13 protein-coding genes are annotated in these 17,645 nt (G+C 67.8%); 12 read left to right on the top strand and 1 reads right to left on the bottom strand.

Annotated features, from left to right (window positions below):
- Positions 1-154: 154 nt before the first annotated feature.
- Complete coding sequence (locus tag MJ122_RS13600) at positions 155-1,258, bottom strand: polyamine ABC transporter substrate-binding protein (protein ID WP_239744528.1); 1,104 nt, start codon at positions 1,256-1,258, stop codon at positions 155-157.
- Between the two features lie 160 nt (positions 1,259-1,418).
- Here MJ122_RS13600 and MJ122_RS13595 point away from each other — a divergent pair, with 160 nt between their 5' ends.
- The 12 genes from MJ122_RS13595 to MJ122_RS13540 all read left to right on the top strand — a co-directional run bounded on the left by MJ122_RS13595 (position 1,419) and on the right by MJ122_RS13540 (position 17,552).
- Entirely contained in the window at positions 1,419-2,066 is a 648-nt protein-coding gene (locus tag MJ122_RS13595) for a TetR family transcriptional regulator C-terminal domain-containing protein (RefSeq protein WP_088420761.1), read from the top strand.
- Positions 2,067-2,176: 110 nt separating this feature from the next.
- Complete coding sequence (locus tag MJ122_RS13590; protein ID WP_088420762.1) at positions 2,177-2,923, top strand: response regulator transcription factor; 747 nt, start codon at positions 2,177-2,179, stop codon at positions 2,921-2,923.
- A 132-nt stretch (positions 2,924-3,055) separates the two neighbouring features.
- The gene (locus MJ122_RS13585) at positions 3,056-3,811 is read left to right on the top strand and encodes a transporter substrate-binding domain-containing protein (RefSeq protein ID WP_239744626.1); all 756 of its coding nucleotides are present in this window, start codon (positions 3,056-3,058) and stop codon (positions 3,809-3,811) included.
- Positions 3,808-6,051, top strand: coding sequence for an ATP-binding protein (locus tag MJ122_RS13580; RefSeq protein WP_239744527.1), 2,244 nt, complete (start codon positions 3,808-3,810; stop codon positions 6,049-6,051). Before MJ122_RS13585 ends, MJ122_RS13580 begins: the two co-directional genes overlap by 4 nt.
- A 339-nt stretch (positions 6,052-6,390) precedes the next feature.
- Positions 6,391-7,803, top strand: a complete 1,413-nt coding sequence (locus MJ122_RS13575) for an amino acid permease (protein WP_239744526.1) — start codon at positions 6,391-6,393, stop codon at positions 7,801-7,803.
- Between the two features lie 388 nt (positions 7,804-8,191).
- Positions 8,192-8,980, top strand: coding sequence for an enoyl-CoA hydratase-related protein (locus tag MJ122_RS13570; RefSeq protein ID WP_239744525.1), 789 nt, complete (start codon positions 8,192-8,194; stop codon positions 8,978-8,980).
- 17 nt (positions 8,981-8,997) lie between these two features.
- A complete protein-coding gene (locus MJ122_RS13565) occupies positions 8,998-10,158 on the top strand; it encodes an acyl-CoA dehydrogenase family protein (RefSeq protein ID WP_088420767.1) in 1,161 nt (386 codons plus the stop codon).
- Between the two features lie 10 nt (positions 10,159-10,168).
- Positions 10,169-12,277 (top strand): acetate--CoA ligase family protein, encoded by a 2,109-nt coding sequence (locus tag MJ122_RS13560; RefSeq protein ID WP_239744524.1) that lies wholly within the window; start codon positions 10,169-10,171, stop codon positions 12,275-12,277.
- 17 nt (positions 12,278-12,294) lie between these two features.
- The gene (locus tag MJ122_RS13555) at positions 12,295-13,905 is read left to right on the top strand and encodes a 5-guanidino-2-oxopentanoate decarboxylase (RefSeq protein ID WP_239744523.1); all 1,611 of its coding nucleotides are present in this window, start codon (positions 12,295-12,297) and stop codon (positions 13,903-13,905) included.
- A gap of 97 nt (positions 13,906-14,002) precedes the next feature.
- Positions 14,003-15,193: a pyridoxal phosphate-dependent aminotransferase gene (locus MJ122_RS13550; protein WP_239744522.1), complete on the top strand. Its 1,191-nt coding sequence runs from the start codon at positions 14,003-14,005 to the stop codon at positions 15,191-15,193.
- Positions 15,186-16,604, top strand: coding sequence for an aldehyde dehydrogenase family protein (locus MJ122_RS13545; RefSeq protein ID WP_239744521.1), 1,419 nt, complete (start codon positions 15,186-15,188; stop codon positions 16,602-16,604). The genes MJ122_RS13550 and MJ122_RS13545 overlap by 8 nt, the downstream gene beginning before the upstream one ends.
- Positions 16,605-16,847: 243 nt before the next feature.
- The gene (locus MJ122_RS13540) at positions 16,848-17,552 is read left to right on the top strand and encodes an NAD(P)H-dependent oxidoreductase (protein ID WP_239744520.1); all 705 of its coding nucleotides are present in this window, start codon (positions 16,848-16,850) and stop codon (positions 17,550-17,552) included.
- The last annotated feature ends 93 nt before the right edge of the window (positions 17,553-17,645 follow it).

Here is a 17,645-nt window from a genome sequence, read left to right as displayed (position 1 = left end):
GAGGGAATGGTTCGGCGCGCTGTGTGGCGCCGAACCTCCTTGTCAGTCATGTTTCTCGTCATTCTCAGGTCGCTGCCATGCTGGCCGGCGGTTCCATCGGGCCCCCGCTCCCTTCAGGGAGAGGGCTGGGGAGAGGGGCTCGGGTGTTGCGTTATCAGGTCCCGGTCTTCACCGCGTTCCAGGTGCGGGTAATCAGGCGGGTCGCCTTGGGCGTCTGCACCTTCTGGGTGAACAGCCGCGCGCGGGTTTCGGCGTCGGGGTAGATCGCCGGGTCGTTGCGTACTTCGGCGGCCAGCAGCGGGGTGGCGGCGGCGTTGCTCGAGGCGTAGCGGATGTAGTCGGCGACGCCGGCGGCCACCTTCGGCTGCAGCATGTATTCGATGAACTTGTGGGCGTTTTCCACGTGCGGCGCGTCGGCCGGGATGTAGAAATCGTCGAACCAGATCAGCGAGCCTTCCTTGGGCACGAAGTAGCCCAGCTTGACCTTGGCGCCGGCCTCGTCGGCGCGGGCCTGGGCGGTGGCGTAGTCGCCGGACCAGGTCATCGCCATGCACTGGTCGCCGTTGGCCAGGCCGTTCAGGTAGCTGGTGGAGTCGAACTTGCGGATGTACGGGCGGATCGATTGCAGCAGGTCCTGGGCGGCCTTGAGGTCCTCGGGCAGCGCGCTGTTGGGGTCGCGCTTGAGGTAGGTCAGGGCCAGCGGGATCACGTCGGTGGGGGAGTCGATGATGGTCACCCCGCAATCGGCGAATTTCGACACGATCTTCGGATCGAACAGCATCGCCAGCGAGCCGATGGGCGCGTCGGGCATGCGCTGCTTGATCTTGTCGATGTTGTAGGTGATGCCGTTGCTGCCCCAGGTGTAGGGCGCCGAATACTTCACGCCCGGATCGTAGTGGTCCAGGTGCTTGAGCACGTCGGCATCGAGGTTGGTCCAGCTGGGCAGCTTGGACTTGTCCAGCGGCTGGAACACGCCCGCCTTGAGCAGCGGCGGCACCAGGGCGGCGTTGAGCACCACCAGGTCGTAGCCCGAGCGGCCGGGCAGCAGTTTGCCCTGCACGGTTTCGTAGGAATCGAAGGTGTCGTAGACCACCTTGATCCCGGTTTCCTTCTCGAAGTCGGCGATGGTGTGTTCGCCGATGTAGTCGGTCCAGTTGTACAGCCGCAGCGTCTTCGCGCCTTCGGCTTCCTCCCCGTGACCCAGTGCCGGCAAGGTCGCCAGCGCCGCGCTGAGTACTGCTGCGAGCGTTTTCTGCATGTCAGTCCCACCTTTGGTTTTCTTATGAATTGGAGTTGTCGCGGATGAAGCCACTGTCGACCAGGGGCGGTGCCCGGACCATTCCCCGAACGGGTAGGTAAGGCTGGCTTCCTGTCGAACAATCGTTCAGATTGGCCACCTGAACCCTGAGGAGCCAGGCATGAACGAGGAAGTCCGCTTTACCCGACTGGAGCCGGAGCAGCGCAAGGCGCTGCTGATCGAGGCCACCCTCGCGTGCCTGAAACGCCATGGCTTCCAGGGAGCCTCCATACGCAAGATCTGCGCCGAGGCCGGCGTCTCGGTGGGGCTGATCAACCACCACTATTCGGGCAAGGACGAACTGGTGGCCGAGGCCTACCTGACGGTTACCGGGCGGGTCATGCAACTGCTGCGCGAAGCCATCGCCGAGGCCGCGCCGGATGCCCGCGCGCGCCTGTCGGCGTTCTTCCGTGCGTCGTTCTGTGCCGAGCTGCTCGACCCGCAACTGCTGGATGCCTGGCTGGCGTTCTGGGGCGCGGTGAAGACGGCCGAGGAAATCAACAAGGCCCACGACCATTCCTACGGCGAGTACCGCGCGTTGCTGGCGCAGGCACTGAACGAGCTGGCGACGGAGGAGGGTTGGGCCGATTTCGATGCCGAACTGGCCGCCATCGCTCTCAGCGCCTTGCTCGACGGCCTGTGGCTGGAGTCCGGTCTGAATCCCAATACCTTCACCCCGGAGCAGGGTGTGCAGATCTGCGAAGCCTGGGTGGATGGCCTCCAGTACGGCGGTCGGCAGCGCTTCTGTCGGGCGTCGGGAGTCTGTTGATCGATTGTTCAGCGGGCGGTAACCTGCCGCCATCTGCAGGACAGTTCCTACAGCTCTACCTCCACGCATAACAAGAATGGCCCCGCCACGAGCGGTGGCCTCAGCAGGGTATTGCGATGACTTCCCGTGTACTGATCGTCGACGACGATCCGGTGATTCGCGAGCTCCTCCAGGCCTACCTCGGCGAGGAAGGCTATGACGTGCTGTGCGCCGGCACCGCCGAGCAGGCCGAGGCGTCGCTCGCCGAAGCCGCACAGGCCGAGCGGCCCATCGACCTGGTGATGCTCGACATCCGCCTGCCCGGCAAGGACGGCCTGACCCTGACCCGCGAGCTGCGCGTACGCTCGGAGGTCGGCATCATCCTGATCACCGGTCGCAACGACGACATCGACCGCATCGTCGGCCTGGAATGCGGCGCCGACGACTACGTGATCAAGCCACTGAACCCCCGCGAGCTGGTGTCCCGCGCGAAGAACCTGATCCGCCGCGTGCGCCACGCGCGCCAACCCGCCGCGATAGCCGCGCCGGGCAGCCGGCAGCAGCACAAGCGCTTCGCCCACTGGACGCTGGACCCGGACCGCCGCCGCCTGATCGACAGCGATGGCAGCGAAACCCCGCTGACCCATGGCGAGTTCCAGCTGCTCGGCGTGTTCCTGCGCAACACCGGCCACACCCTGAGCCGCGACCAGTTGATGGACCAGATCCGCAACCGCGAGTGGCTGCCCAACGATCGTTCCATCGACGTGCTGGTCGGCCGCCTGCGCCGCAAGCTGCGCGACGACCCGGCCGAGCCCGAGCTGATTATCACCATCCACGGCGCGGGATACCTGTTCACCGCCACGCCCGCCGACGCCTGAATGCACCTTGCAGTGAGCGTGTTGCAACGATCTTTCAGCCTCGCGCGGGAACGGCCTTTTCCCCCTCTTCCTTCAGGGAGAGGGCTGGGGAGAGGGCAATCGCCGCTCCTATCGTTGCAGCATGGACTTGGTCTGCTCACGTTGATCTTCTGCACAGCCGTCCAGGCCGCCCAACCCATCCGCTACTGCGACTACCCCGTCTACCCGCCCATTTCCTGGAGCGATGGCCATGAGGTACGGGGGCTGGCGCCGCAGACCGTGCGCAGCGTGCTCGGCGAGTTGGGCTACGAAGTGAAGACCGTGGTGCTGGGCAACTGGAAGCGCTGCCTGCTGGACGCCGCCGAGGGTCGCGTCGACGTGGTGCTCGCCTACCAGACCCCGCAGCGCGACGACGGCCTGCTGTTCTCCCGCGTGCCGGTGCTGCGCGAGGAAGTGGCGATCTTCTACAACCGCCGCAAGCCGGTGCGTTTCGACCAGCTGGGCGACCTCGCCCAGTACCGCGGTGGACTGCTGTTCGGCGAGAGCTACGGGCCGCAGTTCGACCGCTTCGTCGCCGAGCACGGCAACGTCGAATGGGTCTCCGACAGCCGCCAGAACTTCGGCAAGCTGATTCGCCAGCGCATCGACTTCATCGCCCACGAGCGGCGCACCGGCACGCTGTTCGCCGAACAACTGGCCGGTGGGCAGGACATCTTCGCGCTGTCCAAACCGCTCACCGTGGATTACCTGCGCATCGCTGTCTCCCGCCATTCGCCGCTGGCCGCGCGGATGGACGAGATCGACGCGCTGCTGAGGAAGCGCGTGGACGACGGCAGCGTCGCCCGCTGGCTGGAACAGAGCGAGCATGACTACCGCGCCATGCTCGCGGGCGACGGGGTGCCGCGTTGAGGCTGCCCGGCGGCCTGGCCCGGCGCCTGCTGTTGCGGGTGCTGCTGTTCAGCCTGTGCTTCACCGTGCTGGCCAGCGTGGTGCAGCTGTACTTCGAATACCGCCGCGAGATGCGCGACATCGACAACCGGCTGGAGCTGATCCGCGTCGGCTATCTCGCCAGCTTCGAGCGCAGCCTGTGGGATCTCAACCAGGAACAGCTGAACGTGCAGCTGCACGGTCTGGCCGACTTCCCCGACATCGCCCAGGTGCGCCTGCGCAGCGCCGACTTCAACCTGGTGCAGGACGCCGATGAAAAGCGCGGGCCCTTCCGTGTCGAGCACTACGCCCTGGCTTTCCAGCCGCCCGACGGCGAGCGCCGCGACCTCGGCGAGCTGGCAATCAGCATCGACCTTGGGGCCGTCTACCTGCGCCTGCTTCATGGCGGACTGACCAGCCTGCTGTGGATGGGGGTGTTCCTCTGTGGCCTGGCGGTGGCGCTGAGCTGGCTGTTCCACAGCCTGGTCACCCGTCATCTGCGCGCCATGGCCGATTTCGTCCGCGGGCTCACCGGCGGCGACTTGGGCACCGAGCTGGCACTGGACAAGAAACGCTCAGGCGAAGAGGACGAGATCGACACCGTCGCCGATGCCCTCGACGGCCTGCGACGAGCCCTGCGCGCCGAGTTGCGCCGGCGCGAGGCCGACCGCGCGGCCCTGCAGAGCAAGCGCGACGAACTCCAGCGCCGGGTCGAGCGGCGCACTGCCAGCCTGCGTCGCGCCAAGGAGGAGGCCGAGGCTGCCAACCGCGCCAAGAGCCGCTTCCTCGCCACCATGAGCCATGAAATCCGCACTCCGCTCAACGGCATCCTCGGCATGGCCGAACTGCTGCGCGCCGCGCCTTTGGGCGAGCAGGACCGGCGCCGTCTGCAGGCACTGTCCACCGCCGGCGAAGGGCTGCTGGCGATCCTCAACGAGGTGCTGCACTTCGCCAAGCTGGAAGACGGCGCCAGCCGGCCCGAGCCGGTGGACTTCTCCTTGCGCCGTCTGCTCGACGACGTGGTGACCCTGCTGGAGCCGCGCGCCGAGGACAACGGCACCTGCCTGCGCCTGCGTGTCGAACCCCAGGTGCAGGATGGCTGCCGTGGCGCCGAGCAGTTCCTGCGCCAGGTGCTGAGCAACCTGCTGGCCAACGCCGTGAAATTCACCGAGGAAGGCGAGGTGCTGCTGGAGGTCGTCGTGTTGGAGAGCGGCGACGCCGGGCAGCGCCTGCGTTTCAGCGTCACCGACGACGGCATCGGTATCTCCGCCGAGCAGCAGGAGAAGATCTTCCAGCGCTTCACCCAGGCCAGCGATGAGGTGGCGCGGCGCTACGGCGGCACCGGGCTGGGGCTGGCGATCAGCAAGCGACTGGTGCAGGCCATGGGCGGCGAGATCGGCGTGGAGAGCCTGGAGGGCGAGGGCAGCACCTTCTGGTTCGAGATTGTGCTGGCGCCGGGCGTGGTGCCGCGCTCCAGCATGGCCGTCGAGCAGGCGCCGGCATTGGACGTGCTGGTGGTGGAGGACGTCGCCCTCAACCGCGAAGTCGCCCAGGCGTTGCTGGAGCGCGATGGTCATCGCGTGCAGCTCGCCGACGACGCCGAACCCGCGCTGGCGCTCACTGCCGGGCGGCGCTTCGACCTGATCCTGCTGGACATGCACCTGCCGGGGATGACCGGCCTCGACCTGTGCCGGGCGATCCGCGCGCAGCCGGCTGGGCTCAATGCGACCACGCCGATCCATGCCTTCACCGCCAGCGTGCAACCGGGCATGGTCCGCCGCTATTTCGAGGCCGGCATGCAGGGCGTGCTGGGCAAGCCCCTGCGCCTGGACGACCTGCGCCGCGCGCTGGCTGGCGTGGCCTGGGAACTGTTGCCCGAGGCGCTGGATAACGGCCCGCTGGACCGCCAGGTCCTCGATACCCACCGTCGCCTGCTGGGCGAGCACAAGCTGAACGAGCTGCTCGCCAGCCTGTGGAAGCTGCTGGATGAGCAATGGCCATTGCTGCTGGATGCGCTGCGCCAGGACGATGCGGTGGAGGCCGCCAGCCTGGCGCACCGGCTGGCGGGGAGCTGCCGGTCCATGGGCCTGCGCGGGTTGGGGGATGGCCTGGGCGAGCTGGAGGCGGCGGCGCTGGCGGGGAATTCGCTGGCTGATTGGACGCAAAAGCTGGAACAAGAGAGGGCGGTTGCCGCAGAACGTCTGAAGAGCGCTCTGGCGTAAGTTCGGGATGGCATCGATGCCATCGTGGGGCGCCTGACCTGTAGGAGCGAGCTTGCTCGCGAACCCGCCCAGCTTCGGACTCCCCGGGGAAAACCGTTCGCGAGCAAGCTCGCTCCTACGAAAATCAAAAACGCTGAAACCCCCGCGCAGCAAGCCCTGCACAAAATCCTTACATCTTTCTACAACTTCGATCCTGGCGAACAACCCCGTCTTACATCGCCTTCCAATAATCCGCTGGCATCCGTGCCCGAGCCACGGCCTCTGATTGATTGGAGATAACAATAATGATCCAACGTAGAGTTCCGCTCCGTCGCGCCCGCCGTTTCCCGGAGGTGCGCCATGTCTGAGCCGCAAGAGAAGATCCAGCTCACCCGCGCGCTGAAGAGCCGCCACATCTTCATGCTGTCGCTGGGCGGCGTGATCGGCACCGGCCTGTTCATGGGCTCGGGCGTGACCATCGGCTCCGGCGGTCCCATGGGCGCCATCCTCGCCTACCTGGTCGCGGGCCTCTTGATGTACCTGGTGATGGTCTGCCTGGGCGAGCTATCGGTGCAGATGCCCGTCTCCGGCTCCTTCCAGGCCCACGCCACGCGCTTCATCGGCCCGGCCACCGGGTTCATGATCGGCTGGGTCTACTGGATGAGCTGGGCCTCCACCGTGGGCCTCGAGTTCACTGCCGCCGGCATGCTGATGACCCGCTGGTTCCCCGAGGTGCCGATCTGGATCTGGTCGGGCTTCTTCGTGGTCGTGCTGTTCTCCCTCAACGCCCTGGCCACCCGCGCCTTCGGTGAGGCCGAGTACTGGTTCTCGGGCATCAAGGTCGCCGCCATCCTGGCCTTCATCGTGATCGGCCTGCTGGTGATCTTCGGCGCCATCCCGCTGAACAGCGGCGAGGCCGCGCCGGGCCTGCACAACCTGATGAGCGACGGTCTGTTCCCCAACGGCCTGTCCGCCGTGTTCGCGGTGATGATGACGGTGGTCTACGCCTTCCAGGGCTGCGAGATCATGGGCGTTGCCGCCGGCGAGACCGACCAGCCGGAAAAGAGCATCCCGCGCGCCGTGCGCAACGTGGTGTTCCGCGTGCTGATCTTCTACGTGCTGGCGATCGTCGTGCTGTCCTGCATCGTGCCGTGGAAGCAGGCCGGCCTGATGGAAAGCCCGTTCGTGCAGGTATTCGACATGGTCGGCATTCCCTATGCCGCCGACCTGATGAACTTCGTGATCCTCACCGCCATCCTGTCCGTGGGCAACTCCGGCCTGTATGCCTCCACGCGCATCCTCTGGGCCATGTCCAAGACCGGCATGGCGCCGCGCAAGCTGTCGAAACTCAGCGCCCGCGGCGTGCCGCTCTATGCGTTGCTGATCAGCCTCGCCTTCGCCCTGCTGTCGCTGCTCACCAGCATCGTCGCCGCCGACACTCTGTTCATGGTGCTGATGGCGGTGAGCGGGATGTCCGGCACCGTCACCTGGATCGTCATCGCCTACGCCCAGTACCGCTTCCGCCGCGAGCACATGGCCAAGGGCGGCACCGTGGCCGACCTGAAGTACGCCGCGCCGCTGTTCCCGCTGATCCCGCTGGCGTGCATCGCGATCTGCTGCTCGCTGTTCGTGTTCCTCGCCCTGGACCCGACCCAGCGCCCATCGCTGTACTGGGGCTTCGGCTTCATGGCGGCCTGCTACCTAGCGTACTACCTGCTCAAGCGCAAGCGTGGGCAGGTGTTGATGGACGAGGCGGTGCCGAGCATCGGTTGAGTCTGCCTTTGCATCACACCGGGCCCCGCATTGCGGGGCTTTTTTATTGGGTAGGGCAGGTGTAGGAGCCGACCCTGCTCGCGACCCTGCCCAGCGCCGGAGCTGCCGGGAATTAATCGCGGACAGAGTCCGCTCCTACGCTCGCCGCTGACGTGGGAGCGGACTTTGTCCGCGAAAGCCCGCAGGGCCGTTTGTTCGAAGTTGTAACAGGCTTTCGGGGGGAACCATGAGAAACCCCCTCAGGCCCCGCGTCGCGCGGCCTTCCCGTCGATGGACAGGGCGTTACAAGCCACCCATTCGGGTGGATTGCCGGCTTGCTGAACAAGTGTTTAGTATTGGCTCCAACGCTTCATCCGCCTCAGCGAACGACTACAAGAACGAGGGCAGCATGACTCAGCCATCCCCGCTCAGCCGGGTCCAGGACGGCATTGCCTGGATCACCCTGAACCGTCCCGAGCAGCGCAACGCGCTGGACATCCCGACGCTTAAGAACCTGCACGCCCTGCTCGACGCCCATGAGACCGACCCGGCGGTGCGCGTCATCGTGCTCACCGGCCAGGGCCGCAGCTTCTGCGCCGGCGCCGACCTCGCCGAATGGGCCGAGGCCGAAGCCCGTGGCGAGCTGGAAACCTACGGCTGGACCGAAACCGCCCATGCCCTGATGCGTCGCCTGCACAGCCTGGACAAGCCGACCATCGCCGCCGTCAACGGCACCGCCGTCGGCGCCGGGATGGACCTGACCCTGTGCTGCGACTTCCGCGTCGTCGGCGCCTCAGCGCGCTTCAAGGCCGGCTACACCGGCATGGCCTACTGCCCGGACGCCGGCGCCAGCTGGCACCTGCCGCGCCTGATCGGCAGCGAAGCGGCCAAGCGCCTGCTGTTCCTCGACGAGCTGTGGAACGCCGAGCGCGCCCTGAACGCCGGGCTGGTCAGCGAAGTGGTCGCCGATGAACAACTGCTGGAGCACGTCGGCGAATTCGCCGCGCGCCTGGCCGCCGGCCCGACCTTCGCCTTCGCCCAGACCAAGCGCCTGATGCGCGACGGTGCCGCCCGCACCCTGGCCCAGCAGCTGGAGGCCGAACAGGCCGCCGGCCTGCTCTGCGGCCGCAGCGAAGATGCCGCCGAGGCGCTGCGCGCCGTGGCCGAGAAACGCTCCCCCCAATTCAAAGGCCGCTGACGGCTGCAGGTGATGTGATGGACTTCCAACTGACCCAGGAACAGGAAATGCTCGTCGAGGCGGTCAAGGCCTTCGTCGAGAAAGAGCTGCTGCCCTACGAGGAAGAAGTGGACCGCGCCGACGCGGTATCCCCGGAGCTGGCCGCGCAGATTCGCGGCAAGGCCCTGGCCGCCGGCTTCTACGCCTTCAACATGCCCGAGGAAGTGGGCGGCGGCGGCCTGGACTACCTGTCCCAGGCGCTGGTCGAGCGCGAGCTGTCCAAGGTCTCCTGGGCGCTGCACGTGTTCGTCGCGCGTCCCTCGAAGATCCTCATGGCCTGCAAGGGCCAGCAGATCCAGGACTACCTGCTGCCGGTGGTGCAGGGCGAGAAGATCGACTGCTTCGCCCTCACCGAGCCGGGCGCCGGTTCCGACGCCAACTCGATCAAGACCCGCGCCGTGCGTGACGGCGAGGACTTCGTGATCAACGGCTCCAAGCACTTCATCAGCCACGCCGGCCACGCCGACTTCGCCATCGTCTTCGCGGTGACCGACACCTTCGAGCGCAACGGCAAGAAGCGCAACGCCGTGACCGCCTTCCTGGTGGACAAGGGCACCGCCGGCATGACCGTGCGCCGTGGCCCGAAATGCGTGAGCAACAAGGGCTACCACACCTACGAGATCTTCTTCGACGACTGCCGCGTGCCGGCCTCCCAGGTCCTGGGCGAAGTCGACAAGGGCTGGGAAGTGGCCAACGCCTGGCTCACCGCCGGCCGCGTGATGGTCGCCGCCAACTGCGTCGGCCAGGCCCAGCGCGCGCTGGACCTGGCGCTGCAGTGGTCGGCCGACCGCAAGCAGTTCGGTCAGGCCATCGGCAGCTACCAGGGCATCTCCTTCAAGCTCGCCGACATGGCCACGCAGATCCGCGCCGCCGAGCTGATGACCCTGCACACCGCCTGGAAGATGGACCGCGGCAGCATGACCGACGGTGAGGCCGGCATGGCCAAGCTGTTCGCCAGCGAAGTGCTGGGCAAGGTGGCCGACGAGACCGTGCAGATCTTCGGCGGCATGGGCCTGATGGACGAAGGTCCGGTGGAGCGCATCTGGCGCAACGCGCGCATCGAGCGCATCTGGGAAGGCACTTCGGAAATCCAGCGCCACATCATTTCCCGCGAACTGCTGCGGCCGCTGCTGCGCTGAGGTACTGGCGATGAAACGCGAAAACCTCCAGCGCCTGCTGGCGCCCCGGCACCTGGCCTTCATCGGCGGCCGCAGCATGGCGCGCGCGCTCAAGCGCTGCGCCGAAGGCGGCTTCGCCGGCCAGATGTGGCTGGTCAACCCGCAATACGACGAACTCGAAGGCGTGCCCTGTGTGCGCAGCGTCGCCGAGCTGCCCGAAGGCCCCGACGCGGTGTTCGTCGCCACCAACCGCGACCTGACCGTGCAGGCCGTGGCCGAACTGGCCGCGAAAGACGCCGGCGGCGCCATCTGCTACGCCTCCGGCTTCGCCGAGACCGGCGCCGAGGGCGAAGCGCTGCAGCGCCGCCTGCTCGCCAGCGCCGGCGACATGGCCCTGCTCGGCCCGAACTGCTACGGCCTGCTCGACTACCTGCACGGCTCCGCGCTGTGGCCGGTGGCCCACGGTGGGCACATTGTCGAGAAGGGCGTGGCGGTGCTGACCCAGAGCGGCAACTTCGCCTACAACCTGTCCATGAGCGACCGCTCGCTGCCCATCGCCTACATGGCCTCGGTGGGCAACCAGGCGCAGCTGGGCGTGGCCGAGCTGATGGACGTGCTGCTCGACGAGCCGCGCGTCACCGCCATCGGCTTGCACCTGGAAGGCCTGAAGAACGTTCCCGGCTTCGCCCGCGCCGCCTACAAGGCGCTGCAGAAAGGCATCCCGGTGATCGCCCTGAAGACCGGCGTGTCCGAGATCGGCGCCGAGCTCGCGCTCAGCCACACCAGCTCCCTGGCTGGCTCCGATGCGCTGTACGACGCGTTGTTCGACCGCCTCGGGGTGATCCGCGTCAGCGGCCCGGTGAGCTTCATCGAAACCCTCAAGGCGGCCGCCTGCGGCAACCTGCCGGCCGGGCCGAGCCTGGCTGCGCTGGCCTGCTCCGGCGGTGACGCCGGGCTCATCGCCGACTATGCCGAACGCAACGGCCTGAGCCTGCCCAGGCTGGTCGACGCGCAGCGCGCCGAGCTGGCCCAGGTGCTGCCGGACTACGCCAACATCGCCAACCCACTGGATTTCACCACCGCTATCTGGGGCGACGGCCCGGCGCTGGAGCGCATGCTCGACAGCGCCCTGCAGACAGAAGCCGATGCCGCTTTGCTGGTGCTGGACTACCCCGGCGAAGAGACCGGCGAGCGCCCGCAGTGCGACCTGCTGCTGGAGCTTTACTGCGCCGCGCTGGCGCGCCACGGCAAGGTCGGCTTCATCGCCTCCGCTTTGCCGGAGCTGCTGCCCAAGCATGCCCGCGAATTGCTGCACTCCCACGGCGTCGCCGCGCTGCAGGGTGTCGAAGACGGTCTCGCCGCCTGGGGCCGCATCGCCCATTACCGCCGGCGCCGCGAAGCACTGCTGGCCCGCGGTGAAGCCGCGCTGGTGCCGCTCTGCCCGCAGGCCCTCGACGGCGAAGGCCGGTTGCTGGACGAGTGGAATTCCAAGCAGGCGTTGAAACCCTTCGGCCTGCCGCTGCCGCGCGCTGCGCTGAGCACGCCGACGCAAGCCCGCGAAGCGGCCGCCGACGTCGGTTTCCCGTTGGCGCTGAAAGTGGTCAGCGCGCAGCTGCCGCACAAGACCGAGGCTGGAGGCGTGGCGCTCAACCTGCGCAACGAGGCGGCGCTGGAAGCCGCGCTGTTCGACATGCGCGAGAACATCGCCCGCCACGCGCCGGATGTGCCCTTCGACCAGGTGCTGCTGGAGAGCATGGCGAATCCGCCGCTGGCCGAGCTGATCGTCGGTATCAAGCGCGAGAACGGCTTCGGGCTGGCACTGGTGCTGGGTGCCGGCGGCATCCTCGTCGAACTGCTCAAGGACAGCCGCAGCCTGCTGCTGCCGACCACCGACGCGGCGATCCGCGATGCCCTGCTGAGCCTGCGCAGCGCGCCGCTGCTCACCGGCTTCCGTGGCCGCCCGGCGGTGAACCTGGAGGCGCTGGTGGAAGCGATCCGCGCCGTGGCCGACTACGCCTGCGAGCACGTGGACAACCTGCTGGAACTGGACGTGAACCCGCTGCTGGCGGACGCCGAAGGCGCCGTGGCGGTGGATGCGCTGATCCGTACCGCCGAAGGAACGCACAAGGTCAAGCCATAGCCTTGGGGAGCAACCTCATGCAAGAGAACAAGAACCTCACCGGCGGCCAGGCCCTGGTCCGCCTGCTGGCCAACTACGGCGTCGACACCGTGTTCGGCATTCCCGGCGTACACACCCTGGAGCTTTACCGTGGCCTGCCCGGCAGCGGCATCCGCCACGTGCTGACCCGCCATGAGCAGGGCGCCGGCTTCATGGCCGATGGCTATGCGCGCGTCAGCGGCAAGCCGGGCGTAGCCTTCATCATTACCGGCCCGGGGGTGACCAACGCCGCCACCGCCATCGGCCAGGCCTACGCCGACTCCATCCCGATGCTGGTGATTTCCAGCGTCAACCACACCGCCAGCCTGGGCAAGGGCTGGGGCTGCCTGCACGAGACCCAGGACCAGCGCGCCATGACCGCGCCGATCACCGCGTTCTCCGCCGTTGCCCTGACTCCGGAAGACCTGCCCGAGCTGATTGCCCGCGCCTACGCCGTGTTCGACAGCGAGCGCCCGCGCCCGGTGCATATCTCCGTGCCGCTGGACGTGCTGGCCGCGCCCATTGCCCGCGACTGGACCCACGACGTGGTACGCCGCGCCGGTCGTGGCCAACCCAGCGCCGATGCGCTGAAGCAGGCTGTGGATAAGTTCAAGGCGGCCCAGCGCCCGATGATCATCGCCGGCGGCGGCGCGCTGCATGCCGCCGACGCCCTGGCCGCCCTGAGCGAACGCCTGGCCGCACCGCTGTTCACCAGCGTCGCCGGCAAGGGCCTGCTGGCGCCGGAAGCGCCGCTGTCCGCCGGCGCCACCCTGTGCACCCAGGCCGGTTGGGACATGATCGCCGAGGCCGACGTGGTCCTGGCCATCGGCACCGAAATGGCCGACACCGATTACTGGCGCGACCGCCTGCCGGTCACCGGCGAGGTGATCCGCGTCGATGTCGACTCGCGCAAGTTCAACGACTTCTACCCGAGCGCCGTGGCGCTGCTGGGCGACTCCAAGGCCACCGCCGAGGCGCTGCTCGCCGCGCTGCCGAGCGCGCCCCGCGACGCGGCGAAAGCACAATCGCGCATCGCCGAGCTGCGTGCGCAGATCGACGCCGGCCACGCGCCGCTGCAACGCATCCACCAGTCGATCCTGCAGCGCATCGCCAAGGTCCTGCCGGACAACGCCTTCATCGCCAGCGACATGACCCAGCTGGCCTACACCGCCAACTACCTCTACCCGAGCAAGGCGCCGCGCGGCTGGCTGCATCCCACCGGCTACGGCACCCTCGGCTACGGCGTGCCCGCCGGCATCGGCGCCAAGTTCGGCGCGCCGGAGCGTCCGGGCCTGGTGCTGGTCGGCGACGGTGGCTTCCTCTACACCGCCCAGGAGCTGGCCACCGCCACCGAGGAGCTGGACAGCCCGCTGGTGGTGCTGCTGTGGAACAACGACGCGCTGGGGCAGATCCGCGACGACATGATCGGCCTGGACATCGAGCCCATCGGCGTGCTGCCGCGCAACCCGGACTTCGCCTTGCTGGGCCGCGCCTACGGCTGCGAGATGCGCGAGCCGCAAAGCCTGGACGAACTGGAGCGCGACCTGCGCGAAGGCTTCGCCCATCCGGGCGTGACCCTGATCGAGCTGAAACACGCCTGCGCCAAGTAGGTCCGTCGCACCCGCCGGGGCCGTGCAGGCTCCGGCGCGGTCACTGAGCATTTCGAGCCGGCCGCCGCCTGGGCGGGCAGGCTCCAAGGAGATTCCCATGCGCTATTCCAACTTCACCCAACGCATCGCCGGCGACGGCGCCGCCGCCTGGGACATCCACTATCGTGCCCTGGCGCGCATGGAGAAGGGCGACGACATCCTCCTGCTGTCCGTGGGCGACCCTGACTTCGACACCCCGGTGCCCATCGTGCAGTCGGCCATCGACAGCCTGCTGGCCGGCAACACCCACTACGCCGACGTGCGCGGCAAGCGCTCGCTGCGCGAAGCCATCGCCCGCCGCCACACCCAGCGCAGCGGCCAGGCCGTCACCGCCGATGAAGTGGTCGTGCTGGCCGGCGCCCAGTGCGCGCTCTATGCCGTGGCGCAGTGCGTACTCAACCCGGGTGACGAGGTGATAGTCGCCGAGCCGATGTACGTCACCTACGAAGCGGTGTTCGGTGCCTGCGGCGCCAAGGTCATCCCGGTATCGGTGCGTTCCGAGCACGGCTTCCGCGTGCAGGCCGAGGACGTCGCTGCGCTGATCACTCCGCGCACCCGTGCGCTGGCGATCAACAGCCCGCACAACCCCTCCGGCGCGAGCCTGCCTCGGGCCACCTGGGAAAAGCTCGCCGAGCTGTGCGTGAACAACGACCTGTGGATGATTTCCGACGAGGTCTACAGCGAGCTGCTGTTCGACGGCGAACACATCAGCCCCGCCAGCCTGCCGGGCATGGCCGAGCGCACCGCGACCCTCAACAGCCTGTCGAAATCCCACGCCATGACCGGCTGGCGCGTGGGCTGGGTGGTTGGCCCGCGCGAACTCTGTGCACACCTGGAAAACCTCGCCCTGTGCATGCTCTACGGCTCACCGGACTTCATCCAGGACGCCGCCTGCACCGCGCTGGAAGCCAAGCTCCCGGAACTGGCAGCCATGCGCGAGGCCTACCGCCAGCGCCGCGACCTGGTGCTCGACTGCCTCGCCGATTGCGTCGGCGTGCGCGCCCTGCGCCCGGACGGCGGCATGTTCGTGATGGTGGACATCCGCGCTACCGGGCTCTCCGCCCAGGACTTCGCCGATGTGCTGCTGGACCGTCACGGCGTCTCCGTGCTGGCCGGCGAAGCCTTCGGCCCCAGCGCCGCCGGGCACATCCGCCTCGGCCTGGTGCTCGGCGCCGAGCCGCTGCGCGAAGCCTGCCGCCGTATTGCCCTGTGCGCTGCTGAACTGCTGAAGGAAAAACGCTATGCATGACCGCACGCAGCTCTACATCGACGGCGCCTGGGTGGCGCCGCAGGGGCAGGGCGTGGCCGAGGTGCAGAACCCGGCCACCGAAGAAGCCATCGGCCGCGTGCCGCTGGGCGGCGAAGCCGACGTGAACCGCGCAGTGGACGCCGCGCGTCGGGCTTTCCCGGCGTGGTCGCAGACGCCGTCCCATGTGCGCGCCGGCTACATCCGCGCCCTCGCCGAACAACTGAAGAACCGCGCCGACGAAATGGCCGCGCTGATCACCGCCGAGCTGGGCATGCCGGTTCAATGGTGCCGCATGGTGCAGGTCGACGGCCCGATCGAGGGCCTGGAAAGCTACGCCGGGATGGCGGCGCACATGGATGAAGTGCGCGAGGTCGGCAACTCGCTGGTGGTGAAGGAAGCGGTGGGCGTTTGCGCCTTCATCAACCCCTGGAACTACCCGCTGCACCAACTGATCGGCAAGCTCGCCCCGGCCCTGGCCGCCGGTTGCACCGTGGTGGTCAAGCCGAGCCAGGACACCCCGCTGCACGCCTTCCTGCTGGCCGACATGGTCCACGCCATCGGTCTGCCGGCTGGCGTGTTCAACCTGATCAGCGGCCCCGGCTCCAAGGTCGGCGAAGCGCTGGCGCGGCATCCGGATGTGGATATGGTGTCGTTCACCGGCTCCACCGGCGCGGGCGTCAAGGTCTCCGAAGCCGCCGCGCCGACGGTCAAGCGCGTGTGCCTGGAGCTGGGCGGCAAGTCGCCCTTCCTGATCACCGCCGAGGCCGACCTGGCGACCGCCGTGCGCCACGGCGTGCAGGACGTGATGATCAACTCCGGGCAGACCTGCACGGCGTTGACCCGCATGCTGCTGCCCGCAAGCCGCTACGACGAAGCCGTGGAGATCGCTCGCGCAGAAGCCCTCTCGCTGAAGATGGGCGACCCGCTGGACGCCGACAGCTTCCTTGGCCCGATGTGCTCGGCTGGCCAGCGCCGCACCGTGCTCGACTACATCCGCGTCGGGCAGGATGAGGGCGCGCAGCTGGTCTGCGGCGGCGCCGAACGGCCTGCGCATCTGGAGCGCGGGCATTATGTGCAACCGACGATCTTCGCCGGCGTGACCAACCGGATGCGCATCGCCCGCGAGGAAATCTTCGGCCCGGTGCTGTGCCTGATTCCCTATGCCGATGAGGCCGAGGCGATTGCCATCGCCAACGACTCGCCGTTTGGCCTGTCCAGCGCCGTGTGGGCAGGCGACCGCGAAGATGGCCTGCGCCTCGCCCGGCAGATGCGCGCCGGCCAATGTTTCGTCAACGGTGGCGCCTTCAACTATCGTGCGCCTTTCGGTGGCTACAAGCAGTCCGGCAACGGCCGCGAATGGGGCGAGCAGGGCTTGCACGAGTTCGTCGAGCTCAAGGCCATTCAACTCTGAGCGACTGAAGAGCACCCTCTCCCCAGCCCTCGGCTTTGGCATCCTGCGTCTCTCTACCTCCTGCATCCATGCAGTCGTCTCCCGCCAGCGGGAGAGGGAGCCGTTCGGAGTTTCCGGATGGAAGGGAGTTGGCCGGCGAGCACGGGAGTTCCCGTTCGCACCGGACAGTCCCCTCTCCCTTCAGGGAGAGGGTTAGGGAGAGGGCAACGCCCAGCGCCAATACCCGACCATTCAGGACCCGACATGAACGTACTGATCGTCCACGCCCACAACGAGCCGCAATCCTTCAGCACCGCGCTCTACCAGCTCGCCGAGGAAACCCTGCGCGGCCAGGGCCATGAGGTGCAGGTCTCCGACCTCTACGCGATGAACTGGAACCCGGTGGCCAGCGCCGCCGACTTCGGTGCCCGCGCCAACCCCGAGTACCTGGTCTATGCCCTGGAACAGCGCGAAGGCGCCAAGGCCAAGACCATCGCCGCCGACATCCAGGCCGAGCTGGACAAGCTGCTCTGGGCGGACCTGGTGATCTTCAACTTCCCGATCTACTGGTTCTCCGCGCCGGCCATCCTCAAGGGCTGGTTCGACCGCGTGCTGGTCTCGGGCATCTGCTACGGCGGCAAGCGCTTCTACGACCAGGGCGGCCTGGCCGGCAAGAAGGCGCTGGTCAGCGTGACCCTCGGCGGACGCGACCACATGTTCGGCGAAGGTGCCATCCACGGCCCGCTGGAAGACATGCTGCGGCCGATCCTGCGCGGCACCCTGGCCTACACCGGCATGAGCGTGCTGCCGCCCTTCGTGGCCTGGCACGTGCCCTATATCAGCAACGACGCGCGCGTGGACTTCCTGCGCCAGTACCAGGATCGCCTGCAGAATCTGGAGAACGACCAGCCGCTGGAGTTTGTACGCCTGGACCAATTCGACGAGCGCCTCTACCCGCTCCCGCGCTAAACGCTCCTACAAGTTCTGCCTTGTGCCCGGTGTAATGGCTCGCGCTTGGCAATCAGCTGGCCAGCAACGAAAAAGGGCGGCCATCCGCAGATG

Source organism: Pseudomonas sp. DP-17 (genome assembly GCF_022380625.1).
In the GTDB taxonomy this organism is placed as follows: domain Bacteria; phylum Pseudomonadota; class Gammaproteobacteria; order Pseudomonadales; family Pseudomonadaceae; genus Pseudomonas; species Pseudomonas nitroreducens_A.
Note: the sequence above shows the minus strand (reverse complement) of the source record. Positions and strands in the feature narration are given on the sequence as shown.